At 73.1% G+C, this 23,851-nt stretch carries 21 protein-coding genes; 11 read left to right on the top strand and 10 right to left on the bottom strand.

The window, feature by feature from the left end; all coding sequences use genetic code 11:
- Positions 1-41 precede the first annotated feature (41 nt).
- Positions 42-773, top strand: coding sequence for a PaaX family transcriptional regulator C-terminal domain-containing protein (locus ACZYRU_RS00990; protein WP_488955206.1), 732 nt, complete (start codon positions 42-44; stop codon positions 771-773).
- Here the strand turns inward: ACZYRU_RS00990 and ACZYRU_RS00985 are convergent.
- Positions 770-1,459 (bottom strand): SWIM zinc finger family protein, encoded by a 690-nt coding sequence (locus tag ACZYRU_RS00985; protein WP_488955205.1) that lies wholly within the window; start codon positions 1,457-1,459, stop codon positions 770-772. The two genes, ACZYRU_RS00990 and ACZYRU_RS00985, sit on opposite strands and share 4 nt — an antisense overlap.
- 26 nt (positions 1,460-1,485) lie before the next feature.
- Between ACZYRU_RS00985 and ACZYRU_RS00980 the strand changes: the two genes are divergently transcribed.
- Positions 1,486-2,553, top strand: a complete 1,068-nt coding sequence (locus tag ACZYRU_RS00980; RefSeq protein ID WP_488955204.1) for a methyltransferase domain-containing protein — start codon at positions 1,486-1,488, stop codon at positions 2,551-2,553.
- Here ACZYRU_RS00980 and ACZYRU_RS00975 read toward each other — a convergent pair.
- Genes ACZYRU_RS00975 through ACZYRU_RS00965 form a run of 3 tightly spaced genes read right to left on the bottom strand, consistent with a single transcriptional unit; the run spans position 2,544 to position 8,735 of the window.
- On the bottom strand, positions 2,544-5,300 hold the full coding sequence (locus ACZYRU_RS00975; protein ID WP_488955203.1) for a DEAD/DEAH box helicase: 2,757 nt from the start codon (positions 5,298-5,300) through the stop codon (positions 2,544-2,546). The two genes, ACZYRU_RS00980 and ACZYRU_RS00975, sit on opposite strands and share 10 nt — an antisense overlap.
- 50 nt (positions 5,301-5,350) lie before the next feature.
- Positions 5,351-6,562, bottom strand: a complete 1,212-nt coding sequence (locus tag ACZYRU_RS00970) for a hypothetical protein (protein ID WP_488955202.1) — start codon at positions 6,560-6,562, stop codon at positions 5,351-5,353.
- 52 nt (positions 6,563-6,614) lie between these two features.
- On the bottom strand, positions 6,615-8,735 hold the full coding sequence (locus ACZYRU_RS00965; protein ID WP_488955201.1) for a RecQ family ATP-dependent DNA helicase: 2,121 nt from the start codon (positions 8,733-8,735) through the stop codon (positions 6,615-6,617).
- 89 nt (positions 8,736-8,824) lie between these two features.
- Here ACZYRU_RS00965 and vapC point away from each other — a divergent pair, with 89 nt between their 5' ends.
- Complete coding sequence (vapC, locus tag ACZYRU_RS00960; RefSeq protein ID WP_488955200.1) at positions 8,825-9,184, top strand: type II toxin-antitoxin system VapC family toxin; 360 nt, start codon at positions 8,825-8,827, stop codon at positions 9,182-9,184.
- Positions 9,185-9,327: 143 nt separating this feature from the next.
- On the opposite strand, the gene ACZYRU_RS00955 is transcribed toward vapC, so the two are convergent.
- Positions 9,328-10,959 (bottom strand): LuxR C-terminal-related transcriptional regulator, encoded by a 1,632-nt coding sequence (locus tag ACZYRU_RS00955; protein ID WP_488955199.1) that lies wholly within the window; start codon positions 10,957-10,959, stop codon positions 9,328-9,330.
- 123 nt (positions 10,960-11,082) lie between these two features.
- On the opposite strand from ACZYRU_RS00955, the gene ACZYRU_RS00950 reads away from it, so the two are divergent.
- The 3 genes from ACZYRU_RS00950 (at position 11,083) to ACZYRU_RS00940 (ending at position 12,936) form a co-directional block, all read left to right on the top strand.
- Positions 11,083-11,655, top strand: coding sequence for a hypothetical protein (locus ACZYRU_RS00950; protein WP_488955198.1), 573 nt, complete (start codon positions 11,083-11,085; stop codon positions 11,653-11,655).
- Entirely contained in the window at positions 11,652-12,239 is a 588-nt protein-coding gene (locus ACZYRU_RS00945) for a hypothetical protein (protein WP_488955197.1), read from the top strand. The genes ACZYRU_RS00950 and ACZYRU_RS00945 overlap by 4 nt, the downstream gene beginning before the upstream one ends.
- A gap of 121 nt (positions 12,240-12,360) precedes the next feature.
- A complete protein-coding gene (locus ACZYRU_RS00940) occupies positions 12,361-12,936 on the top strand; it encodes a hypothetical protein (protein WP_488955196.1) in 576 nt (191 codons plus the stop codon).
- Positions 12,937-12,969: 33 nt separating this feature from the next.
- On the opposite strand, the gene ACZYRU_RS00935 is transcribed toward ACZYRU_RS00940, so the two are convergent.
- Complete coding sequence (locus ACZYRU_RS00935; RefSeq protein ID WP_488955195.1) at positions 12,970-13,722, bottom strand: hypothetical protein; 753 nt, start codon at positions 13,720-13,722, stop codon at positions 12,970-12,972.
- Positions 13,719-15,674: a M13 family metallopeptidase gene (locus ACZYRU_RS00930; RefSeq protein WP_488955194.1), complete on the bottom strand. Its 1,956-nt coding sequence runs from the start codon at positions 15,672-15,674 to the stop codon at positions 13,719-13,721. Before ACZYRU_RS00930 ends, ACZYRU_RS00935 begins: the two co-directional genes overlap by 4 nt.
- A gap of 72 nt (positions 15,675-15,746) precedes the next feature.
- Here ACZYRU_RS00930 and ACZYRU_RS00925 point away from each other — a divergent pair, with 72 nt between their 5' ends.
- From ACZYRU_RS00925 to ACZYRU_RS00910, 4 genes are all read left to right on the top strand, one after another.
- Positions 15,747-17,408 (top strand): TolB family protein, encoded by a 1,662-nt coding sequence (locus ACZYRU_RS00925; RefSeq protein ID WP_488955193.1) that lies wholly within the window; start codon positions 15,747-15,749, stop codon positions 17,406-17,408.
- 72 nt (positions 17,409-17,480) lie between these two features.
- On the top strand, positions 17,481-18,014 hold the full coding sequence (locus ACZYRU_RS00920; RefSeq protein WP_488955192.1) for a CAP domain-containing protein: 534 nt from the start codon (positions 17,481-17,483) through the stop codon (positions 18,012-18,014).
- Between the two features lie 107 nt (positions 18,015-18,121).
- Complete coding sequence (locus ACZYRU_RS00915) at positions 18,122-18,772, top strand: CAP domain-containing protein (protein WP_488955191.1); 651 nt, start codon at positions 18,122-18,124, stop codon at positions 18,770-18,772.
- A gap of 20 nt (positions 18,773-18,792) precedes the next feature.
- Positions 18,793-19,305, top strand: coding sequence for a CAP domain-containing protein (locus ACZYRU_RS00910; protein WP_488955190.1), 513 nt, complete (start codon positions 18,793-18,795; stop codon positions 19,303-19,305).
- Between the two features lie 10 nt (positions 19,306-19,315).
- Here ACZYRU_RS00910 and ACZYRU_RS00905 read toward each other — a convergent pair whose 3' ends face one another.
- The 3 genes from ACZYRU_RS00905 to ACZYRU_RS00895 form a co-directional block, all read right to left on the bottom strand.
- Complete coding sequence (locus tag ACZYRU_RS00905; RefSeq protein ID WP_488955189.1) at positions 19,316-20,503, bottom strand: hypothetical protein; 1,188 nt, start codon at positions 20,501-20,503, stop codon at positions 19,316-19,318.
- 4 nt (positions 20,504-20,507) lie between these two features.
- Positions 20,508-21,473, bottom strand: coding sequence for an NADPH:quinone oxidoreductase family protein (locus ACZYRU_RS00900; RefSeq protein WP_488955188.1), 966 nt, complete (start codon positions 21,471-21,473; stop codon positions 20,508-20,510).
- A 212-nt stretch (positions 21,474-21,685) separates the two neighbouring features.
- Positions 21,686-23,038: a GH1 family beta-glucosidase gene (locus ACZYRU_RS00895; protein ID WP_488955187.1), complete on the bottom strand. Its 1,353-nt coding sequence runs from the start codon at positions 23,036-23,038 to the stop codon at positions 21,686-21,688.
- A gap of 49 nt (positions 23,039-23,087) precedes the next feature.
- On the opposite strand from ACZYRU_RS00895, the gene ACZYRU_RS00890 reads away from it, so the two are divergent.
- Complete coding sequence (locus ACZYRU_RS00890) at positions 23,088-23,777, top strand: pirin family protein (RefSeq protein WP_488955186.1); 690 nt, start codon at positions 23,088-23,090, stop codon at positions 23,775-23,777.
- Positions 23,778-23,851: the final 74 nt, after the last annotated feature.

Here is a 23,851-nt window from a genome sequence, read left to right as displayed (position 1 = left end):
GACAGTTGTGTCCAGAACTGTAACGATGTGAGACTGTGCCCATGCCCGACGTCGCCCCACTCTCGGCGCGCTCGGTGATGCTGAGCCTGCTGCTCGGGTCCCACCCGGACCGGATGTCCGCCGCGGAGCTGGTGCGGGCGGGCGAGCACTTCGGAGTGCCGGCGGCCACCGCCCGCGTCGCGCTGACCCGGGCGGTCGCGGCAGGTGACCTGCGGCGCGCCGACAGCGACTACCTCCTCGGCGAGCGGCTCGCCGCCCGTCAGCGCCGGCAGGACGAGGCGGTCCTCGACGCCGAGACCGCGTGGGACGGCAGCTGGGAGATGGCGGTCGTGGTGGTCGCCGGCCGCACCGGGACCGAGCGCGCGGCGCTGCGGGACCGGCTGGCGTCGTACCGGATGGCGGAGCTGCGCGAGGGTGTGTGGACCCGGCCGGCCAACCTGCGCCGCGGGCGCGGGTACGCCGCCGAGCTGGTGCTGAGCACCTTCACCGCGACGCCCGACGAGGACCCGGTCGTTCTCGTCCGGCAGCTGTGGGACCTCGGCGGATGGGCGGCCCGGGGACGTGCCCTGCTCGCGCAGCTGGAGGCGACCCGGGAGCCGGCCACCCGGCTGGCGGTCGCGGCGCACCTCGTGCGGCAGCTGGCGGCCGACCCGCTGCTACCCGCCACGCTGCTCCCGGCGGACTGGCCGGCGACGGCCATGCGGACGGCGTACGCCGCTTACCAGGACGAGCTGCGCGAGTTGGCGCTCACCCCGCGCCAGCAGGTCTCCTAGACCAGCCCGTCGGGCAGCTCGGCCCCCGCCTCGAACAGCGCGACCAGCCGCTGGGCACGGACGGCGGCATCGACCACGAGCTCGACGTCGTCGGCCAGGTCGGCGGACACCATCAGGTGCCCGGCGGCGTCGGAGGCCGGGGTGGTCCGGGCGTGCAGGTCGGCGAGCAGGGTGTCGCGCTCCACGCCCCGGACGGCGAAGAGCACCAGCGGATCGGTGTCGACCAGCCAGCCGACCTGCATCAGCACGGCGATGGCGTGCGGGCAGGGGTCGAGGTAGTGGGTGCAGGTGCAGGTCGCGGTGAGCTCGCCGCCGTACGGCAGCAGCTCGACGCCGACCTCCTCGGCGTGCTCGACCAGGTCGTGGGGGAGGTTGCCGGCGAGCAGCTCGGCGATCCGGCCGGACTCCGCCGCGACCGCCTCGACCAGGGCCATGCGGGCAGCGGGATCGAGCACGGGGAGGGCGATCTGGACGGTCCAGGCATCGTCGCCGTCACGGCAGGCGGCGAGCAGGCTGCCGGGCTCGACGCTGATCGCGCCGACGTCGCCCCGGCGGGCGTGGGTGCGGCCCCGGCGCAGCTCTGCCTCGGAGTACGCCGCCTCCTCGACCGCGCGCTGCCAGGCCTTGCCCCACCACGAGCGGACGCCGCGCGTCGGCTGGGTCTGGCGGGTGAAGGTGGTGCGCATCAGCGGAACCACCTAGCGTGGCGTCGGTGAACGGGAACTCGGACACCGTCGACAGGAGGCTGCGCGGCAACGACGCGCACCTCCACCACCTCGCGCTCCGGCGCGCCCGGATGCTGTCGCTCCACGACTTCACGTCGGGGCACGGCCTGGAGATCGGCCCTCTCGACTCGGCCCTGACCGACAAGGCCGTCGACGACGTGAGCTACGTCGACATCAAGGACACCGCCGGACTGCGCGAGCACTACGCGGACGACCCCAACGTGCTGCTCGACCTGATCCCCGAGGTCGACTTCCCCCACTACGTGGGTGGCACCTACCGCGACCTCGCGACCGCAGCCGGGCCCGGTGCGCCGTACGACTGGGTGATCGCCTCGCACGTCATCGAGCACGTGCCGGACGTGATCGGCTGGCTGGACCAGATCGCGGGGCTGACGGCAGACGGAGGCGCTCTGCTGCTCGCCGTACCGGACCGGCGCCAGTCCTTCGACCGGCACCGCCCGCCGACGACCGTCGGCCAGGCGCTGGAGGCGCACGAGCTCGGCCAGACCCGGCCGGGGACCCGCGCCCTGCACGACTTCGCGGCCTCCGCGCTCGACGTGGACTCGTGGGAGATGGCGCAGCTGAAGACCATCCCCGGCCGCGACCGGCGGGTCCACTCGACCCTGGACGAGGCGCGCCGCCTGGTCGAGCTCAACCGCGCCGGGCACTACGTCGACTGCCACGTCTGGCTGTGGTCGCCGACCGACTTCCTCCACCAGGTCCAGGAGCTGCGCGCCCTCGGCGTGACGAACTGGTTCGTCGAGTCCGTGACGCCCGACAAGCCCCGCGCCGGCGAGTTCTTCGTGCTGCTGCGCAAGGGGGTCGACGGGCAGGCGCCCGACGGTCTCGCCGAGCCGGACCCCGGCACCGACCTGCCCGGCTGGCTGTACGACGACCTCGCCCCGCTGCAGGCGCGGATCGGGAAGCTGGAGCGCCGGGTCCACCGGCTCAAGCAGCGCTCGCAGGACCTGCAGGCCGAGCTCGACCGGCTCCGGAGCAGGACCCTCCGGGCACGGCTGCGCCGGATCGCGGCGCGGCTGCTCCGTCATCGCTGATCCTCCGTCGCCGCCTCGCGGGCCTGGCGGCGCAGGGTCACCAGGTCGCGCAGCTCCTCGTTGCTCAGCTCGGTGAGCGCGGCGTCGCCGCGAGCCAGGACGGCGTCGGCGAGCTGGCGCTTGCGGTCGAGCAGCCCGGCCACCCGCTCCTCGATCGTGCCGCGGGTGACCATCCGGTGCACCTGCACGGGTCGGGTCTGGCCGATCCGGTACGCGCGGTCCGTGGCCTGCTCCTCGACGGCGGGGTTCCACCACCGGTCGAAGTGGACGACGTGGTCGGCGCGGGTCAGGTTGAGGCCGGTGCCGCCGGCCTTGAGCGAGAGCAGGAACACGGGCACCTCCGCTGCCTGGAACCGGCGGACCATCTGCTCGCGCTGGTGGACCGGCGTGCCGCCGTGCAGGAACTGGTGGGGCACGCCGATGGCGGTGAGGTGCTGCTCGACGAGGCGGGCCATGGCGACGTACTGCGTGAACACGAGGACCGCGCCGTCCTCGGAGAGCACCGTCGCGACCAGCTCGTCGAGCAGCTCGAGCTTCTCGGAGCGGCCGGTGAGGCGGATCGCGCCGGACTGCTTGAGGAACTGGGCGGGGTGGTTGCAGATCTGCTTGAGGCCGGTGAGGAGCGCGAGGACCAGGCCGCGGCGGGTCTCCTCGTCGGCGCGCTCGATCCGCTCCATCGTGTCCTTGACGAACGCCTCGTAGAGGACGACCTGCTCGCGGGTCAGGCCGAGCAGGTGGTCGGTCTCCGTCTTCGGCGGCAGCTCGGGGGCGATGCCGGGGTCGGACTTGCGGCGGCGCAGCAGGAACGGGCCGATCAGGTCCGCGAACTGCCGCGCCTTGGTCGGCTCGGCGCCCGACTCGATCGGCGCGCCCCACACCCGGCGGAACGCCTGACGACTGCCGAGGAGCCCGGGGACGCACCAGTCGAGGATCGACCACAGCTCGGTGAGGTCGTTCTCGACGGGCGTACCCGTCAGCGCGACCCGCGCCCGGCTGGGCAGGCGGCGCAGGGCCCGGGCGGTCGACGTACGGGAGTTCTTGACGTGCTGGGCCTCGTCGGCGACGACCAGGTCCCAGGCGACCTCGGCGAGGCTCTCGGCGTCGCGGCGCAGGGTGCCGTAGGTGGTGAGCACGAACCCGCCACCCCGCTGGTCGAGCTTGTCGAGACCCTCGAGCGAGCGGGAGCCGCCGTGGAACCGGCGGACGGGTACGCCGGGTGCGAACCGCTCGACCTCGGCCTCCCAGTTGCCGAGGAGGCTGGCCGGGCAGACGACGAGCGTCGGCCCGCCGTGCGACGTGCCCTGCTCGAGGCGGTGCAGGTGGAGCGAGATGAGGGTGATCGTCTTGCCGAGGCCCATGTCGTCGGCGAGGCAGGCGCCGAGGCCGAGTCCGGTGAGGTCCGCGAGCCAGGTCAGGCCGTGGCGCTGGTAGTCGCGGAGCCGGGCGGCGAGCCCGGCGGGCTCGGGGATCGGCGTACGGGTCGCGGCGTCGAGGACCCGCTCGCGGACCTTCAGCAGGCTGGCGCCGACGACCACCTCGGTCGTGGCGGGCTGCTCGTCGCCCGTGGCCGGCAGGTCGGTGACGCCGGTGAGCGCGGCGGCCAGGGCCTGGGCACCGGTGGCCTTGCGGATCAGGCGCTTGCGGGCGCGCGCGGCGACGGTCGGGTCGACGACCGTCCAGGCGCCGCGCAGCTTGATGACCGGGCTGGCCGCCTTCGCGAGCTCGGCCATCTCGTCGCTGGTGAGAGCCTCGCCGTGCAGCGAGACCTGCCACGAGAACGAGAACAGCCCCTCGGTCGAGAACGGGCTGTCCTGCAGCGGCAGCTCCTCGCCGCGGGTCGGCCCCGTGCTCTCGCGGCGCCGGTCGAGGACCGCGCGGGTGGTCAGCTCGGGGCCGAGGGAGCGCGGCCAGTGCACGTCGACCCGGGCGTCGCGGAGCGCGCCGACGTGGCCGAGCAGGCTGCCGATCTCCTCACCGTCGAGGGTCAGCTGGTCGGGGACGGCAAGACCCAGCAGCCGGTCGAGCACCGGCCACGCGTCGGCCGCGGCCCGCAGGGCGATGCTCGCGTGCACCCGCGCGCGGCTGCCGAAGCCGTGCTCGGCCGGGCCGCCGGTCCACAGCAGCGCGGCGTCGCTGACGTGGAGCGGGTCGCGCTCGTCGTGGACCTGCAGCACCACCCGGACCGTGCCGGCGACCAGCTCCTCCTCGTCGGCCTCGACCCGCAGCGAGACCCGCACCAGCTCGGGCAGCACGGCGTCGTCGCGGCGCTCGGCCATCCGCCGGCGTACCCGTTCGGCGAAGTGGTCGGGCGTGCGCTGCTCCTGCTCCGGCTGCTCGGGCTGCTCGGGGGCTGGGCTGCGGCGGCCGGTCGGTGCCGCGCGCGGCAGGGTGTCGGCGACCGCGTCGAGCATCCCGCGCACCACGACGTCCTCGGCGTCGAACGAGCGGGCGAGGCGGTCGACCGCGTCGAGGTCGCGCGGGTCGAGCCCCTCGACCCGCCAGGCACGGCCGGCCTCGTCGGGCGCCACCTTGCCGGCGGCGACCAGGCGCAGGCCGAGCAGGGCCGCCCCGCTGAGCAGGCGGACGCTCGCGTGGGCGTCGGACGCCGACCGCGCCCGGCTCAGCACGGGCAGCGCGGCGCTCACCGGCAGCGCGATCCGGCGCGCACCGTCGGCGTCGGTGAACTCGATCGTCGCGGGGTCCCCGGTCCGGAAGGTCGCGGGTCCGGAGACGGGAACGAAGCTCACATGGGGACGCTAGGCCATGGCTGGGAACTCGGCGCCGTCGCGGGCGCCCTTCAGCCCGCGGTCGCCGTACGACGGCCGCGGAGCCGGGCGAGGAATGCGGCTCCGAGCAGCAGCACCCCGCCGGCGACCGCGGCGCTCGCCGCCCACCAGGTCGGGTGCTCGGCGGCCAGCGCGATCGACGCGAGCGGGACACCGAGGGCCGGCATCGCGATCGCGAGCACCGAGAACCCGGCGTGGTTGGAGGCCGTCGCGGCCAGCGCCCACAGCACGGCCAGGACGCCGCCGAACGCGACCACCCACCACACGTCGGAGGCGTCGAAGCCACCGGACACGCTGATGGTCGACGCGAAGCCCTTCCGACCGCTGTTCGTGTCGCTCCCGAGCATCGAGCCCATCTCACCGAAGATCCCGCCCAGGAAGCGCATCACCGCGAACGACGCCAGCGTCCCGAGGATGCCGACCAGGCCGAAGGCGCCGACCACGACACCGGACACCGCCCGGCTGGGCAGGGCCCAGCCGACGACGGTCACGGCCGCGACGAAGACGACCACGAGCGCCGCGCCCGTCACCTGCGGGTGGTCGCTGCCGATGCTGTCGGCCAGCAGGTCGTCGAAGAGGAGGCAGTAGACGATGGCCAGGCCGAGGATCGCCACGACCACGAAGGCGGCGCGCCGCGCGGCGAGGTACCCGACCACCGCGAGGACGGTCATCACGCCACCGATGAGGTACCCGACCCAGTGGTCGTTGCGGTCGATCCCGATGCCGATCATCAGGCCGGTGGCCAGGATGCCGACCGTGCCGGGCCAGGTGACGACCTCCTCGCGCGCCCGGCCGCCGGTACGACGACCGGCGAGGGCGCCGAGGACCGCGATCACGAGCAGCACTGCGGTGGCACCGAGGCCGACGCCGTAGTTGGACCAGTCGAGCCCGTCGTCGCTGCGGCTGCGGAAGCCGGCGATGACCACGGCGGCGCCGAGCAGGCCGGCACCGAGGGCGACCAGGCCGGCCGTCGTACCCGCTCGGGCGGCGCGCGTCGGGTCCCCCGGCCCGATCGGGCCCGGCAGCCCGGTACCGACCGGCGGCAGGGGCGGCTGGCCGGCCCCGTGGTCGTCGGTGACCGGACCGTCCGCGTCGTCCGGGTCGGCCACGATGGCCGACGCCGGCGGGCGGATGATGGTGTCGGGCGCCATCGACGCAGGCGGGGGCGGCGGCCCGTCGCCGGGCTGCTCGGGGGTGCCGTTCGCGGGAGCGTCGTCGGTCATGCATCGGACTCTAGGACCGTGGGGCACCCGATCGCGGGAGGTGGGCGTCGGGCTAGGAACTCACCCCCAGCACGAGCGGTACGACGGCGGCCGCGCCCGCCTCGTGGAGCGCCTCCGCTGCCAGGGTGAGCGACCACCCGGTGACCAGGCGGTCGTCGACGAGCAGCACCCGACGGTCCTGGACGGCCACCGGGTCATCGAGCCGGAGCGCGCACCGGCGGCTGACCGCGGCCACCCGCTGGGCCGAGTTGGTGGCACCCCGGTCCGGCCCGACCGAGAGGTCGACGACGTCCCAACGACCGACGACCGGCACCTGCAGGAAGCGGGACAGTCCGCCGGCGAGGTCGGCGGTCAGCTGGGGCTTGCGCTCGGACTCGGCGACCACGATCGCGTCGACCCGTGGCTGCCAGTCGTGGAGCATCGTGACCATCGCCCGGGCCAGCGAGTCGGGCACCGGCCCGTCCGGGGCGTCGACCGCGAACAGCCCGCGCAGCGCGGCGCCGTGGCCGAGGTCGGTGAGCCGCGCGATGGCCCGCCCCTCCTCGGCGGTCTGCTTGATCCGACCGGACCGGCTGACCCCGATCGCCGCGAGGCCGGTCGGCCACAGCTTGCGGGGCTCGATCGGGACGCCGGGCCGGGCGATCCGGTCGGCGGCCTCCTCGACCGCGGCGGCGGACACCTCGGTCGACAGGCCCAAGCCGCCGCAGTTGTCGCACCGGCCACAGCGCCACTCCGCGTCGGCCAGCACCGCCGGGTCGTCGAGCTGGCGGCGCAGGTAGCGCATCCGGCACTCGTCGCTGCGCAGGTAGTCGAGCATCGCCTGCTGCTCGGCCTGGCGGGCGGCGGCGACCCGCTCGTAGCGCTCGGAGTCGTAGGACCACGGCTGGCCGGTGGACTCCCAGCCGCCCTTGACCCGGCGTACGGCCCCGTCGACGTCGAGCACCTTGAGCATGGTCTCGAGCCGGTTGCGGGACAGGTCGACGCGGGGCTCGAGCGCGGCGGTGCTGAGCGCCCTCCCCTCCTCGGCCAGCACCGCGAGCGTCTCGCGGACCAGCTCCTCGCGCGGGAACGCGAGCGAGGCGAAGTAGGCCCAGATGTCGCGGTCCTCGATCGCCGGCAGCAGCACGACCGTGGCGTCGTCGACCGTGCCACGGCCCGCGCGACCGACCTGCTGGTAGTAGGCCACGGGACTGTTGGGCGCGCCGAGGTTGACCACGAACCCGAGCGCCGCGTCGAAGCCCATCCCGAGCGCGCTGGTCGCCACCAGCGCCTTGACCTCGCCGTCGACCAGGGCCTGCTCGAGCGCGAGCCGCTCGGTCTGCTCGGTCTGGCCCGAGTACGCCGCCACCCGGTGCCCGCGGGAGCGCAGGTAGTCGGCGACCTCCTGGGTGGCCGCCACGGTCAGGCAGTAGACGATGCCGCTGCCCGGCTGCTCGGCGAGGTGGTCGGCCAGCCAGGCCAGTCGCTGCTCGGCCGTGGTCAGCCGCACCACGCCGAGGCGCAGGGACGCCCGGTCGAGGGTGCCGCGCAGCACCAGCGCGTCGCCACCCAGCTGCTCGGCCACGTCGTCGGTGACGCGCTGGTTGGCGGTGGCGGTGGTGGCGAGCACCGGGATGCCGTCGGGGAGCTCGCGCAGCAGGGTCCGGATGCGGCGGTAGTCGGGCCGGAAGTCGTGGCCCCAGTCGGAGATGCAGTGCGCCTCGTCGACCACCAGCAGGCCGCAGGTGGCAGCGAGCCGGGGCAGCACCTCATCGCGGAAGCCCGGGTTGTTGAGCCGCTCGGGACTGACCAGGAGCACGTCGACCTCGCCGGCCGCGATCGCGCGGTGGACCTCGTCCCACTGCTCCATGTTGGTCGAGTTGACCGTCACCGCCCGGATCCCGGCGCGCTCCGCGGCAGCGATCTGGTTGCGCATCAGGGCCAGCAGCGGGGAGATGATCACCGTCGGCCCGCTCCCCTGCTCGCGCAGCAGCAGCGTCGCCACGAAGTAGACCGCGGACTTGCCCCATCCCGTGCGCTGGACGACGAGGGCGCGCCGCCGGTCGACGACCAGGGCGGCGATCGCGGCCCACTGGTCGTCGTACAGCGTCGCGTCGGGGTGGCCGACCAGCGCACGGAGGTGCTCCTCCGCACGGGTGCGGACGGCGGCGTCGGTGGGGGCCTGGGTGTCCATGCCCCGTGTCTACCAGCGGCGCCCGACAGGACGGCTCCTGCATCCACAGGGGGTGTTCACGACGAGACGTTGTCCACAGGTCCAGGGCCGTGACGGGCCACATGTCGGAGGAGCTGCAGGGCTTGCTCCTGGCCGAGCAGGCCGCCATGTGTGAGCCGATCGAGATGGAGCTCCTCCTGGGCCCAACCGACGAGGTCGCCGTTCGACGGGTCGAGAAGCTGGTCGCGAGCCAGAGCACCCTCCCGATCGAGCCGGAGACGGACTTCCACGACGCAGCTGCGATCTACCGCGCGGTGCGTCGCACCGGGCGCACGGTCCGCTCGAAGGTCGACTGCCTGATCGCCACGATCGCCATCAGGCATGACGTACCGCTCCTCCACCGCGACGCCGACTTCAGCGTGATCGCCGAGGTCACCGAGCTGCGCGAGCAGTCCCTGCTGAGCCGCTGAGATCTTTTACCCAGTGAACCGGCGGATTCCCGGGACGGCCCGACCACCGGCCCCGTAGAGTTCTTCCTGCAGCCGCTGGTGACCCGAGACGCCGGCGGCTGCACCTATTTTTCCGCGCGCCTCCCGGGCAGGCAGGCGCGGGCTCAGGCCAGCGACCACCAGATCCGGGCCAGCTCGAAGCGGGATCCGGCGTTCCAGCGCAGCAGTACGTCGCCCACGTGCTTCTCCACGCCCTTGACCGAGATGCCGAGGTCGCCGGCGATCTGCGGGTTCGTGCGACCGGCGGCGACGAGGGCGGCGACCTCGGCCTGGCGGGGGCTGAGTGCCGAAGCACCGGGGACGACCGGCGCCGACTCCGAGCAGCCTCCGACAGCAGCCAGCAGGCCGACCCGGGTGGCGACACCGAAGGCGCACAGCACCCGGGACAGGTGGGTGCGGACCGTGCGGGGCGAGAGGAACAGCGCCGCCGCGATCTCCTCGACCTCCTGGCCGGCGAGGACCGCCCGGGCGACCTCCGCCTCGCGGGCCGAGAGGGCACCCCAGCCGGCGCCGGCCACCGGGGGCAGCCGGCGTCCCGAGGCGGCGAGGGTGGCGCCGGCCGCGCGGCGCATCGCGCCGAAGCCGGCGCGGTCGCTCTCGGCGACGAGCGCGCGCAGGCTGCGGGACGCGGTGCCGAGGTCCGCGTCGAGGATCCGGGCCCGGGCGAGCAGGATCTGGCCCTCGCCAGCCTCCACGCCGCGCTCCTCGGCGGTGCAGCGCTCGATGCTCGTCGTCAGCAGGTCGATCGCGGTGGCGGCATCGCCGGCCTCGATCGCGACCCTGGCGCGGGCACGCTGGACCGTGGGCTCGGTGATCGGGTGGGCGGCCAGCTCGTCGAGCGCAGCCAGCCAGGCCTCGACCGCGCCCCGGTCCTGCTCGAGGAGCGCCGCGTGCAGGAACATCTCGAAGCTGATCGCGCGGTCGATCAGCGTGCAGTGGCTGAGCGACTCGTCGGATCCGGCCCGGAAGGCGAGCGCGGCCGCGGTCGCCACGTCGTAGAGCGCGATCGCGCCGTAGGCGAGGAGCAGGAGCGCACCGCGGTCGATGAAGTCGCGGGGCTCGGCCGGCACGTGGGCGGCGATCGCCTCCGCCACCCGGACGCCGTCCTCGTCGCCCGCGTTGCCCCGCACCAGCACCGCCACGGACTCGACGACCGGCGCGACCCGCGAGCCGGGGACCACCGCCGCGCGCATCGTCCCGAGCAGGGCGTCGGCCGCCTCGATCCGGCCGGAGAACGCAGCGATCCGGGCCTGGCAGACCCACAGCACGGCCGCGAACGGATGCCCCGCCCAGGCCTCGCCGGCCGGCGGTCCGAGCGCGTCGACCTCCGCAGCGTCTCGGATCCGGGCACCGACGAGGGCCGCCTCCGCGGCGACGTACCGCACCGCCGACCACCAGCGCGATCCCGGCCCGTCGGCCGCGGCGAGGAGCCGGCGCAACGCGTCCCGGTCGACGGGGGCCGCGACGAGGTCGCCGCCGGCGGCGAGGTCGGCGGTGGCCAGGCACAGTGCCCGGGTCGGGTCCGACACCGCCAGCCCGAGACCGTACGACGCATGCCGGGTCGCGCCGGCGAAGTCACCGAGCCAGAAGTCGGCGAGCGCCGCCAAGCCGTACGCCGCCGCGCCGTCGTCACCGCTCCCACCCTCGGCCGCGGCCAGGCAGACCGTGCGCGCTGCCTCTGGCGTCCCCTCGGCCAGGTGCCGGAGCACGTCGTCGAGCAGGGCGTCGCGGTCCATGACCCGAAGGTTCCCACGGGCCGCGCGGGTTCACGGCCGGATCCGGGATTACGACCATTCCCTACCGACGCGCCCCCTCCCGGTCGGGAAGAGTCGGGCGCCGCGACACACGGAGGTGGCCGGATGCGGTGGATGGGGACGATCGGCGGACTGGCACTGGTGGCCGCGCTGACGGCAGGGTGCAACGACAGCGAGGGCGGGGCCGCGGACGACGTACCTGCAGCGACCGGCGCCGCCACGGCAGCCGGCACCGACACCGGCACCGGCACAGCAGCGCTCCCGGTGTTCTGCGACCTGGTGACCGCCGACCAGCTCACCGCCGCTGTGGGGGCGACGGTGACCACGAGCACCGGCCCCTTCGACGCCTGCGAGTTCGACCAGGAGGACCCGCGCGCATTGAGCGGCTCGCTGGGCGCGACCGACGTGCAGGCCAACGGTGGCTACGAGACCTACCAGTCCGGCACGAAGGGCGCGATGGACACGCCCACCCGGCGCGACCTCGCCGGCATCGGGGACGCGGCGTACGTGGACGTCGGCACCATCGCCGGCGGCGAGAACCTGCAGGTCGCCGGTGGCGTGCTCGTCGGCCACGTGATCTACACGCTCAACCTCGCCCAGGGCGTCGGGCTGACCGAGGACGAGCTCGTCGCGACCAGCGAGAAGCTGCTGCGCCTCATGGTCGAGGCGGCCGGATGAGGCGCGCCGCCCTCGCGGCCGTGGCCGCCGCGACGGTGCTGGTCGTCGCCTCCGGGACCGGCGGCGCCGTCGCCGGGGCGATGATCACCGGCAAGCAGATCAAGAACGGCACCGTCACCGGTCGCGACGTCAAGGACGGGTCGCTGGGCACCGGCGACCTGGCGACCGAGGCGCAGTCCTCCCTGCGCGGCCCCGCCGGACCTGCCGGAGCTGCCGGACCTCCAGGCGCGGCCGGGGCTCCCGGAGATCCGGCCAGCCTCAGCGACGGGTACGTCGTGGTGAACAGCTCGAACGAGCCTGCCGCCGCCGACGGCAGCAGCTCCGGCGCCCTCGCGTACTGCCCGGCGGGCCACCTGGTCGTCGGCGGTGGCGGCCGGTGGGTGCCGAGCCTCGGCTCGGCCGGGGCGTCGACGATCGAGACCGACCAGCCCGTCCGAGCCGTCCGCGACGGCAGCGGACAGCCCACCGGCGCCAGCTACGACTTCAGCGGCGCCCCGGACGGCTGGGCGATGAGCGGGATGAACCACAGCGGCACCGTGGCCCACCTCGAGGTCTGGGCGCTCTGCGTTCCCGCCCAACCCTGAGCGGCTGAGTAATCCCCACCGACGAATGAGCAACGGCTGCTCAGGATTCCACCGGGTCCACCGACCCAGACTCGACGAACTGACCTCAGGCACGACCCCTCCACCAACAGATCGGGAAACCATGGCTCTCCTCAGCAAGTCCGGCATCGCCACCATCGCCGTCGCGACCGGCCTCGTCCTCACCGCCGGTACGGGCGGCGCCGTCGCCGGCGCGATGATCACCGGCAAGCAGATCAAGAACAACACCGTCACCACCAAGGACATCAAGAACAACAACCTCACAGGGGCCGACGTCGCCGACGGCTCGGTCGACAGCGCGGACCTGTCCGCCGCGGTCCGCTCGGGCTTGGGCGACCTGACCGTCTCCGGGGCGGTGAGCAAGTCGGGCGTGCTGACCGTGTTCCGCGCCCCGACCGGGACGACGGTGACGGCGCTGGCCGACCCGGGCACGCCTGGCTACTACTGCATCACCGTCACGGGCGGTCCCCGCGCCGTCAACCCCCAGACCGCCGGCCTCGTCGCGTCGCCGAACTACAAGGACGACAACACCAACGTGGGTACCCGGAACGCGATCATCGAGTCGAGTACGCGGGTCAACGACACCAACTGCGCCGGCGGCTTCCGCGTCGTGACCCTCCTTCGCGACGGCGCCAACACGGCTCTCGACCAGCAGCCCTTCCTCTTCCAGATCAACTGATCCCGACTGAGCGGCCCGCCGGTGGCGGGTCGCTCAGTCGTCGCGCCAGCTCTCGTGGGCCAGGTCCGACTCGATCGTGCCGTCGAGGCCGGCCCACAGGGACACCCCACCGTGGTCGACCTCGTCGACGTGCAGGTAGATCCAGTGGTCGTACTCGACGTCGACCGGCTTCTCGACGTCGTACCTGCTGTCACTGATCTGCCCGTCGCTGCGGCTCCGCGCGTCCTGGTCGACGGCGACCAGGACGGCCGGGTCGACGTCCGCGAGGGCGAAGGCCAGCTTGTCGCCGGCCTGCTCACCCATCCACTTCTCCAGGGTGTGGCCGTCCCAGCGCCACACCTCGGCGAGGTCCCCGGGCTGCGCCGGCGGGATCGTCACCTGCATCTCGTCGGTGCCGTAGCCGCGCAGCTCGAGGACGTCGGTCCCGCCGGTCTGCGTCGTCAAGGCCGCGCCGAGGGCTGCGAAGCTCTCCGCGGTCGCGATCGGCTGGTACCCGTCCTCCGCCGGCAGCGGGTCGGGCTCCTGCTCGCCCCCACCAGCCCGGTCCACCGCGCCCCAGGTCGAGACCACGGCGACGAACACCCCCAGCCGGAGCCACTTGTTGCGCGACCGCCGCGCCCTGGCCCGTCGCGATTCCCATGCCGAGATCGCGTCGGGCCCCTCGCCCGCAGGCGGCAGCGGCAGGCCGTCGGTGTCGAGATGCTCGCTGAGCCGCTCGTCGGGCTCGAGGTAGCGAGGCCACCGTCCCGGATCGCCCGAGCGTTCGCGGGGTGCCTCGTCGTTCACCAGATGCGGACCCGGTCCTCGGGGTCCAGCCACAGCCCGTCGCCGGGCGCGGTGCCGAACACCTCGTGGAACTCGTCGAGGTTGCGCACGATGTTGGCGCGGAACTCCGGCGGGCTGTGCGGGTCGATGGTGAGGTACTGCTGCTCCTGCTCGAGACGGCGCTTGGTGCGCCACACGTAGGCCCAGTTGAGGAACAGGCGCGTGCGGTCCTCGAGCGAGGCGGAGCCACCCTGCGCGATCTCGAAAGCGGTGTGGGCGATGGTGAGGCCACCCAGGTCGCCGATGTTCTCGCCGACCGTGAGCGCGCCGTTGACGTGCTCGTCGGGCAGGTTGCGCGGCGCGAAGCCGTCGTACTGCGCGATCAGGGCCTTCGACTTCACCTCGAACGCGGCCTTGTCGTCCGCGGTCCACCAGTCGTTGAGGTTGCCGTCGCCGTCGTACTGCGCACCCTGGTCGTCGAAGCCGTGACCGACCTCGTGCCCGATGACCGCGCCGATGCCGCCGTAGTTCTCGGCCTCGAGCGCGTCGGGGCTGAAGAAGGGCCGCTGCAGGATGCCGGCCGGGAAGCAGATCTCGTTGGTGCCGGGGTTGTAGTAGGCGTTGACGGTCTGCGGGAGCATGAACCACTCGTCGCGGTCGACCGGGGAGCCGATCTTGACGAGCTGGCGGTCGGTCTCGAAGCCGGCGGCGGCCTGGGCGTTGGCCACCAGGTCATCGGGTACGACGACCAGCGCGGTGTAGTCGCGGAACTTCTCCGGGTAGCCGATCTTGGGCCGGAAGGTCGCGAGCTTGTCGTAGGCCCGCTCCTTGGTCTCGTCGGTCATCCAGTCGAGCTTGCTGATCGACTGGCGGTACGCCGCGAGCAGGTTGGCGACCAGGTCGTCCATCATCGCCTTGCTGGCGGGCGGGAAGTGCCGGGCGACGTACTCCTTGCCGACGGCCTCGCCCATCGCACCCTCGACGAAGGACACCGCGCGCTTCCAGCGGGCCCGCAGCTCGGGCGTGCCGGACAGGGTGCGCCCGTAGAAGTCGAAGTTGGCCTCGACGAACGCGTCGGAGAGGTACGGCGCCGCCGAGCGCAGCACGCGCGAGAGGAACCAGTCGCGCCACGCCTCGATCGGCTCGGACTCGAGGACGCCGGAGAGGTGCTCGAGGTACGACGGCTGCTTGACCACGACCTCCGCGATGGTCGCGTGCTCGCCGCCGAGGTGGCCGCCGAGGTTGGTGATGTAGGCGTCCCAGTCGAACGCCGGGCACAGCGCCTTCAGCTCGTCGGCGGTCATCAGGTTGTAGGTCTTCTGGACGTCGCGCGTCTCGGCACGCTCCCAGTGCCCCTTGGCGAGCTCGGTGTCGAGGGCGAGGATCCGCTGGGCGGCGGCCTCGGGCTCGGCGTGGCCGCCGAGGGTGAGCAGCCGGGCCAGGTAGGCGACGTACGCCGTGCGGATCTCGGCGAACTTGTCGTCGCGGTAGTAGGACTCGTCGGGCAGCCCGAGCCCGCCCTGCACCACGTGGAACAGGTAGCGGTCGGACTGCCGGCTGTCGGTGTCGACGTAGGAACCGAACAGGCCGTAGCCGCCGATCCGCTCGAACTCACCGAGGAAGGCGGCGACGTCGCGGACGTCGCGCAGCCCGGCGACGGCGTCGACCAGCGGCTGGGCCGGCGCGATGCCGGCGGCCTCGACCCGCTCGGTGTCCATGAACGAGTTGAACAGGTCGGCGATCTTGCGGGCGTCCTCGTCGCCGCTCGCGCCGGCAGTCTCCGCCAGCTCGGTGATGATCGCCCTCACGTCCTCCTCGGCCTGGTCGGCGAGCTGGACGAAAGGGCCCCAGCTGGACCGGTCGGAAGGGATCTCCGCCTCGGTCAACCAGGTGCCGTTGACGTGGCCGAAGAGGTCGTCCTGCGGGCGGATGTCGAGGTCCATGCCCGGTCGGGCGTCGTCGAGGATGCTCACCCGGGCGAGCCTAGACCCGGATGAGTAATCGTTGCTCAGGACATCGCACCGTCGCGTCGACAGGCTGGAGCCATGGTCCTCCGCCGCCTCCTGCCGCCGCTCGCCCTCGTCCTCGCGGTGGTGCTGGTCCTCGTCGCCGGCCCCGCCCCGTCCGCGACCGCCGCCGCCCGCCCCACGGTCCGGGTCTCCCTGTCGGCCACCGACGTCGCCGTCGGTACGACGGTGACGGCGACCGTCCGGGTCCGGGGCGGCGCCTCCCGCCAGCGGGTGAGCCTGCAGCGCCGTACCGGCTCGACCTGGACGAAGGTCGCCGCCCGTCGCCTGCCGCGCAACGGCGCGGTCCGCAGGGTCCGGTTCGCGGTCGCCGTCGTGCCGGGTACGACGACGTACCGGGTCGTCCTCGTCCGCCAGGGCAGCACGCCGGGCCGGCGGGGCACGGCGTTCACCGTCACCGGACGGACGTCCGGCGGGCCGGCCGCACCCGAGGCGCCGAGCACGCGGCTGGCCTCGCACCTCCCGGCGGGCGCCACCACGGGCGACGAGGAGTCGACCGATCCCTCGATCTCCGCCGACGGACGGTTCGTGGTGTTCGAGTCCTTCGCCGGCGACCTGCTGCCGGGCGGCAGCAACAACGTGTGGCAGGTCTACCTGTGGGACCGGACGACGGGCGGGCTCACCTTGGTCTCCCACAAGGCCGACGGGTCCCCCGGGTCGAGCGCGTCGCGGGATCCCGCGATCTCGGCCGACGGCCGCTACGTCGTCTTCCAGAGCGGTGCCAACCAGCTCGGTGGCGTCCTTGGCATGGCCTACGACTCCCTGTGGCGCTGGGACCGCACCACGGACACCTTCCAGCGACTGACCCACGACAACCTGGACGGCGGCGTGACCGATCCGGCCGTCTCGGCCGACGGATCCGCGATCGCGTTCACGTCGTCCGCCACGACCATCGCGGGCGGCGGCGCGGCGGACGACGTCTTCCTCTGGCGCGCCCCCGACACCTTCACCCTCGTCTCGCACGGCGCCGGGATCGCGGCGAACGACACGTCGAGGTTCCCCGCGATCTCCGCCGACGGCCACCACGTCGCCTACGAGTCGAAGGCCACCAACCTGGTCAGCGCCGCGGGCGGCCAGACGGACACCAATGCGCGGAGCGACGTCTTCCTCTGGGACGACGCGATGGGCTCGACCACCGAGCCGTTCCTGGTCTCGACCGACAAGACCGGCCTCAACGCCGCGACCGGCGGCGCAGAAGGAGCCTTCTGGCCGACCCTCTCGACCGACGGGAACCTGGTCGCCTACGAGACGGACGCGACGAACGTGCTGGCGCAGACCGACCTCGAGACCACCAAGGACGTCTACCTCTGGAGCCGGGACACCCCGGCGGCCCAGGTCCTCGTGTCCCGGCCGACCAACCCGAGCACCATCGGGAACACCAGCGCCTACAACCCGACGATGTCCGCCGACGGCAGCCGGATCGTGTTCCTCGCCCAGCCCGACGACCTCACCGGGACCGGCACCTTCCTCGACTCCGCGATGCTGTGGACCCGGGCCACCGGACAGTTCACGAACCTGTCCCCGGCCGCGTCCGGCAACCCGGACGGGGCCACGCTCTCGGCGACACTCGCCGCCGGCGGCACCTACGCCGCCTTCAGCACGAACGCCACCAACCTGGTGCCGGGCGTCTCCGACGCCAACGCCACGCAGGACGTCTACGCGCGGGGCCCGATCGGCTGAACACGCGGGGACCTAGGTCCCGACTTCCCAGGTCGCGCTCAGGACCCCTGACCGGGCACCGATCAGCAGGGCATGAACCGCCTGATCGCTCTCGTGCCGTGCCTCGTGCTCGGCCTGGGCGTGCTGGCGCCGACCGCCGCCGACGCCGGCACGGGTACGGCGACCGCCGCCGTGCTGCGCCCGGTCGCGCCCGACGTGGTGCCCGGGCGCGGTCTGGTCCAGCGCGCGATGGAGGACCGGGTCGTCGAGCTCGTCAACGAGCAGCGCACGAGCAACGGCTGCCGCGCGCTGAAGCCGTCGAACAAGCTGCGCAAGGCCGCCCGCCGGCACACCGTCTCGATGGCGCAGGCCGAGGTCATGTCGCACCAGCTGCCGGGCGAGGCGAAGTTCTCCACCCGGATCACGCGGGCGGGCTACCGCGGCTGGAGCCTGGTCGCCGAGAACATCGCCCGCGGTTTCAGCTCCCCCGAGTCGGTCATGGACGCGTGGATGAACAGCCCCGACCACCGGCACAACCTCCTCAACTGCCGCCTCCGCGAGATCGGGGTGGGCGTCGTGCTGGAGGACGACCAGCTCTGGTGGACGCAGGACTTCGGCGTGCGCTGAGCCCGCTCCGAGGGACGATCGCGACTTCTTGCTAGTCCTTCGGGACTAGCAGGTCCCGCACGGAGCACCGACGCGGCAACGCCGTTGGAAATCGCACGATCGTGCCCATGCTCCTGCGTTGCACCCGGTTGGTCGCGATGGCCACCTTGACGGTCCTGATCGCCCTGCCCACGACCCTCCGGGTCGCGCCCGCGACGGCCACGCCCACGGCACCGGTCGTCAGCTCGTCGGACACCCCGACTCTGACCGGGACGCTGACGAACCTGCTCACCAACCTCCTGGCGGCGCTGCTCGGGGGCCAGAAGTCGGTGCCTGCCCCGCAGCCGAGCACCCCCGGAACCACAGCGCCGGCCACGATCCCGATGACGGTCGCCGCCGACCTCGAGGACCGCGTGGTCGTCCTGGTCAACAAGCGGCGGGCCCGCGCCGGCTGCCGCGCCCTGCACCCCAACGAGAAGCTGCGCGCCTCGGCGCGCGCCCACAGCGTGGGCATGGCGCAGTACCGCACCATGACGCACTACCTCCCCGGCGAGGCCGGCCTCGGTGAGCGGATCACCTTCGCCGGCTACCACGGCTGGCGCCGCGTCGCCGAGAACGTCGCCACCGGCTACGGCTCGCCCAGCGCCGTGATGCAGGCCTGGATGGCCAGCCCCGGGCACCGCGCCAACATCCTCGACTGCCGGTTGCGGCACCTCGGTGTCGGCGTGGTCGCCCAGGGCGACCAGCTCTGGTGGACCCAGGACTTCGGACGCCGCTGACAAACTCCTCGGCGACCGACATGATGCTCCTCGTGCGCTCGGCTCTCTTCCCCGCGGCCGTCCTCGCGACGGTCCTGCTGACGGCGGTCCCCGCCTCGTCGCGCCCTGCTCCAGCACAGCAGCACGCCCGGGGGCCGGACACGGCGCGGATCGAGGTCAAGCTCCTCGACCAGGTCAACGTCGTACGACGCCAGTCGGGGTGCCGGCGCCTGAAAGCGCGGTCCGGGCTGCACGGATCGGCGACCGCGCACTCCAGTGCGATGGCGGCGCAGAACAGCATGTCCCACCAGGTCTCCGGCGAGGCCGACCTGCGCCAGCGGATCGCAGCAGCCGGCTACCCGCAGGCCGCGCTGATGGGCGAGGTGATCGCGATGGGCCCGATGAGCGCGCGCGAGGCGCTGCGCCGATGGCTCGACAGCCCGCCGCACCGCGCGCTGCTGCTGGACTGCCGGATGCGGCTGGTCGGTCTCGGCGTGCAGGCCGACAGCAACGAGCTGTGGTGGACCATCGACCTGGTCCGCAAGCGCCACTGACCCGCTTCTGTCAGTCGGTGTGCCGGAAGGACACCCGCACGGTGTGACGGGTCGTGTCGAGCGTCGCCTCGACCCAGTCGCCGGCGCGCGCGATGCCGTACTCGTCGGTCGACCAGGTGTCGTCGACGGTCGCGTCGCAGCCGAAGGTCCCGGGGTCGTAGGACCGGCACTCGTCGAGGGTGATCGCACCGAAGGCGCGACCGGCCGGCGGGTCCGCGAAGGTGGGGCCGGTGATCCACGCCTGCAGGTCGGCCGGCGTGAAGGTGGCCGGCACCCCGAAGCGGCGGGTGAAGTACTCACCGCTGTCGTTGCTCGAGGAGTCCTCGTCGTCGGCGATCCAGTCGGCGGGCACCGGGATCGCCCGGCCGCGCGCGACCACACCACGACCGACCTCCCAGTCCGGCTCGACGTACTGCCTGTAGGTCACCTGGACGTCCACCTCGGCGGGGGCTCCGTCGTACGGCGGGTCGTCGCGGTCGACGCGCACGAAGTACTCGACCGGCTCGCCCGCCGGCGGGACGAGCTGGGCGCTGCACTCCTGCTGCTCGGTGTCGCAGCTGACCACCCGGATCGCGCCGAACGACCGGCCGGCCGGGTTGTCGGTCCAGGCCGGGTCGTCCAACCACACCCTGAGGTCGTCGAAGGTGTACGTCGCCGGGACGTCGTAGGTCAGCCAGAACCGCATGTTGGGGTGGTGGTTGCCACCGTCGTCGCCGTTGTCGCTGTGGTCGAGGTCCCAGTCGGCCGGGATCGGTACGGCGGCCACCCGGTCGGGAAGTGCGTCGATCTCGTCGGTGCCGAACAGGTGCCACCAGCGGCCGTCGACCGTCACGAAGACCGCTGCCGCGGACACCCCTGCGATCATCACGAGCTGCAGTGCCCAGCGGAGCAGGCCCAGCCCGAGCGCCTGTCCGGGGGTGAAGCGCTCGAGGTGCTCCTCGCCGTGCCCCACGCCCCGGGTCGCGACCGTGCCCCAGAAGCCCATCGTCCACAGCAGGCCCATCGAGACGCCGACCGCGAAGACCCACATCAGGATGGTCGGCAGCACCCGGGCGTCGTAGAAGGCGGGCAGCAGGAACAGTGCCCAGCCGCCCCAGGCCACCACGACCACGCCGAGGTTGACCAGGACCAGGATGCCCGCCGCACGCGGCACACTGCCGTTGCTCCATCCGGACAGGAAGGCGCCGAGTCGCCGCATCGCGTCAGCCGCGCAGGCGCACGACGAGCTTGCCGAGCGCGGCGCGGCTGTCCATGTCGGCCAGCGCCCGACCGAAGTCCGCCATCGGGTACACCTCACCGATCGGCGGCTTCACCACGCCTGACTCGATCATCGGCACCAGCTGTGACCACTGCTGCTGCAGGTAGTCGGGCTTGAAGAAGGCGTACGCGCCCCAGCCGACGCCGCGCACGTCGATGTTGTTGAGCAGCAACCGGTTGACCTTGACCTCGGGGATGCCGGCGCCCGCCGCGAAGCCGACGACCATCAGCCGGCCCAGCGGCGCCAGCACCCGCAGCGAGTCGGTGAACGCGGCACCGCCGACCACGTCGAGGACGACGTCGACACCCTTGCCGCCGGTCAGCTCCCTCACGGCGTCCTTGAACCCGTCGTAGAGGACCGCCTCGTCGGCACCCGCAGCACGTGCGTACGCCGCCTTCTCCTCGGTGCTCGTGACCGCGATGGTGCGCGCGCCGAGGCCCTTGGCCACCTGGAGCGTGGCGGTGCCGACCCCGCCGGCGGCGCCGTGCACGAGCACGGTCTCGCCCGGGCGCAGGCCGGCGCGCTCGTCGAGGGCGAACAGCGCGGTGAGGTAGTTCATCGGGAGTGCGGCGGCCTCGTCGAAGCTCACCCCGTCGGGCAGCGCGAAGGTCGACTGGCGGGGGCCGGCGACCAGCTCGGATGCGCCGCCGTACCCACCGACGCCGACGACCCGCTGCCCCGGCTCGAACCCCGGGCCGGACACCACGACGCCGGCGTAGTCGACGCCGAGCGTGAACGGCGGCTCGGGGCGCAGCTGGTACTGGCCGCGGCTGAGCAGCAGGTCCGGGAAGGACACCCCGACGCTGTGCACCTCGACGAGCACGTCCTCCGGCCCGGGCGTCGGGTCCGGCACCTCCCGGACGACGACGTCGGCGGGACCGGTGGTGGTGACGACCTGGACTGCGCGCATGCCTCGCAGGCTAGTGGTCATCTCCGGAAGTTGTTCGGGGTGGCCCGGGTCTGAACGAAGTGGCCCCCGAGTGCGTGCATCGCAAGGCGCAGGCGCGAAGCCATACCGGGTTGTCTCGCGAGCGTCTGCAACGCCGCGAGGTGCGTGCTCGGGGTGCGGGACACCCGGAGAACTTCCGGAGATGACCACTAGTGGTCCTGTCCCGAGGGACGTCAGGAGGTGGCAGAGCGCCGGGCGTGCGCGGCGACCAGGTCGGCGTACCAGTTGAACGACCGCTTCGGGGTGCGCTTCTGGGTCGCGTAGTCGACGTGCACGAGGCCGAAGCGCTGGGTGTAGCCCTCGGACCACTCGAAGTTGTCGATGAGCGACCAGGCGTAGTAGCCGCGGACGTCGACGCCGCGCTCGATCGCCTCGGCGACGGCCCCGAGGTGGAGCGCGTGGTAGTCGACGCGCTGGTGGTCGTCGACGATGCCGTGCTCGTCGGGTCCGACGCCGTAGGAGCAGCCGGACTCGGTGATCATGATGGGCGGTACGGCGGCGCGGAACCGCGCGCGGAACGTGATCAGCCACTCCCGCAGGGCATCCGGCACGACCGGCCAGCCGAAGTCGGTCATCGGGTAGCCGAGCACCTCGCGGAACTCGAACGGCAGCTCGGCGGTCTCGTTGGCGGCCGCGATCCGCATCGGGTTGTAGTAGTTGACGCCGTAGAAGTCGAGCGGCTGGCGCATCGTCGCGAAGTCGCCCTCGCGCACGTGGGGCTCGAGCAGCATCATCAGGTCGTCGCCGTAGCGGCCGAGGAGCATGCCCTCCATGTAGTGGGCGTTCCACAGCGTGTCGAAGAGCTTCGCTGCGCCCACGTCGGCGGGGTCGTCGCTGGCCGGCCAGATCGGCGCGTGGTTGTTGGCGCAGCCGACGCTCGTCGCGCCGGCGGCCCGCAGCGCGATCGCGGCCCGGCCGTGGGCGACGAGCAGGTGGTGGCCGACCGGGAGCGCGTCGAACATCAGTGCCTTGCCGGGCGCGTGCATCGCGACGCCGTACCCCATCAGGGTCACGACGTTGGGCTCGTTGACCGGCACCCAGTCGGTGACCCGGTCGGCGAGGCGCTCGCCGACGATCGCGGCGTAGTCGGCGAAACGGTCGACGGTCGCGCGGTTGAGCCAGCCGCCGTCGTCCTCGAGTGCCTGCGGGAGGTCCCAGTGGTAGAGCGTCGCCATCGGCTTGATGCCGGCCTCGAGGAGGCCGTCGACGAGCCGGTCGTAGAAGTCGAGGCCGGCCTGGTTGACCGTGCCGGAACCGGTCGGCTGGATCCGGGGCCAGGCGATCGAGAACCGGTAGCCGGAGGCGCCGAGGGCGCGCATGAGGGCGATGTCCTCGGGGTAGCGGTGGTAGTGGTCGCACGCGACCGCTCCGCTCGAGCCGTCGACGACCCGGCCGGGCTCGGCGCAGAAGGCGTCCCAGATCGACGGGCCGCGTCCGTCCTCGTCGACGGCGCCCTCGATCTGGTACGACGCCGTGCTGGTGCCGAACCTGAAGTCAGCCGGAAAACGGCTCGCGAGATCTCCCACCCTGTCCCCCACGGGACCAGACTCCCACGACACCGGCACAATCTGACACGTGAGCGTCGAGATCCGCAGGGGAACCGCCCGGTTCGTCGAACGAGAGCCCGGCCGGCTGAGCCAGCACTGTTTCTCCTTCGGGCCGCACCTCGACCCCGAGCGTCTGTCGTTCGGCCCGATGGTGTGTCACGACGACCACGTCCTGGGCCGCGACACCGGCTTCGAGGAGCACCCCCACGAGGGGCTCGAGATCATCACCTGGGTGGTGTCGGGCGCGGTCGTCCACCGCGACGGCACCGGCGCCGAGGAGGTCCTCACTGCGGGTGAGTGCGGCGTGCTGTCGGCCGGCGCCGGCGTACGGCACGCGGAGATCGCCGGCCCGGACGGGCCGGCCCGGTTCGTGCAGGTGTGGCTGCGACCCGACGACCCCGAGCTCGCGCCTGCCTACGGGCGGGCCACGGTGGCCGCGGCGCCCGGGTCCGGGTTGGTGCGGGTGGTCGGTGACGGCGGGCCGCTGTCGGTCGGCGTCGCCGGCGCGGCGCTCGACGTGGTCCGCCTCGGCGCGGGCGAGACCGTGGCCCTGCCTGCCGCGACGCGGGTGCACGCCTTCCTCACGACCGGCGCGCTGCTCCGCTCGTCGCTGGCCGAGCCGCTCGCCGCCGGGGACACGATGTGCGTGACCGACGGGGCGTCGTACGAGCTGACAGCGGGGGTGCCGACCGAGGTCCTGGTCTGGTCGTTCGCCTGATCAGGGCACGGCCGCAGGAATCACCTCTTCAGCGGCGATTCCTGCGCTCCTTGCTCGTTGCAACGGTCAAGAAG

It is taken from the genome of Nocardioides sp. F233 (assembly GCF_057813895.1).
The sequence above is the reverse complement of the archived record's forward strand: the minus strand, read 5'-3'. Positions and strand labels throughout refer to the sequence as shown.

Excerpts from the sequence above, each read along its gene's own strand:
- ACZYRU_RS00990 (WP_488955206.1), top strand. The coding sequence starts at position 42 with ATGCCCGACGTCGCCCCACTCTCGGCGCGCTCGGTGATGCTGAGCCTG.
- ACZYRU_RS00985 (WP_488955205.1), bottom strand. The coding sequence starts at position 1,459 with ATGCGCACCACCTTCACCCGCCAGACCCAGCCGACGCGCGGCGTCCGC.
- ACZYRU_RS00970 (WP_488955202.1), bottom strand. The coding sequence starts at position 6,562 with ATGACCGACGACGCTCCCGCGAACGGCACCCCCGAGCAGCCCGGCGAC.
- ACZYRU_RS00965 (WP_488955201.1), bottom strand. The coding sequence starts at position 8,735 with ATGGACACCCAGGCCCCCACCGACGCCGCCGTCCGCACCCGTGCGGAG.
- ACZYRU_RS00955 (WP_488955199.1), bottom strand. The coding sequence starts at position 10,959 with ATGGACCGCGACGCCCTGCTCGACGACGTGCTCCGGCACCTGGCCGAG.
- ACZYRU_RS00950 (WP_488955198.1), top strand. The coding sequence starts at position 11,083 with ATGCGGTGGATGGGGACGATCGGCGGACTGGCACTGGTGGCCGCGCTG.
- ACZYRU_RS00945 (WP_488955197.1), top strand. The coding sequence starts at position 11,652 with ATGAGGCGCGCCGCCCTCGCGGCCGTGGCCGCCGCGACGGTGCTGGTC.
- ACZYRU_RS00940 (WP_488955196.1), top strand. The coding sequence starts at position 12,361 with ATGGCTCTCCTCAGCAAGTCCGGCATCGCCACCATCGCCGTCGCGACC.
- ACZYRU_RS00925 (WP_488955193.1), top strand. The coding sequence starts at position 15,747 with ATGGTCCTCCGCCGCCTCCTGCCGCCGCTCGCCCTCGTCCTCGCGGTG.
- ACZYRU_RS00920 (WP_488955192.1), top strand. The coding sequence starts at position 17,481 with ATGAACCGCCTGATCGCTCTCGTGCCGTGCCTCGTGCTCGGCCTGGGC.
- ACZYRU_RS00915 (WP_488955191.1), top strand. The coding sequence starts at position 18,122 with ATGCTCCTGCGTTGCACCCGGTTGGTCGCGATGGCCACCTTGACGGTC.
- ACZYRU_RS00910 (WP_488955190.1), top strand. The coding sequence starts at position 18,793 with ATGATGCTCCTCGTGCGCTCGGCTCTCTTCCCCGCGGCCGTCCTCGCG.
- ACZYRU_RS00905 (WP_488955189.1), bottom strand. The coding sequence starts at position 20,503 with ATGCGGCGACTCGGCGCCTTCCTGTCCGGATGGAGCAACGGCAGTGTG.
- ACZYRU_RS00900 (WP_488955188.1), bottom strand. The coding sequence starts at position 21,473 with ATGCGCGCAGTCCAGGTCGTCACCACCACCGGTCCCGCCGACGTCGTC.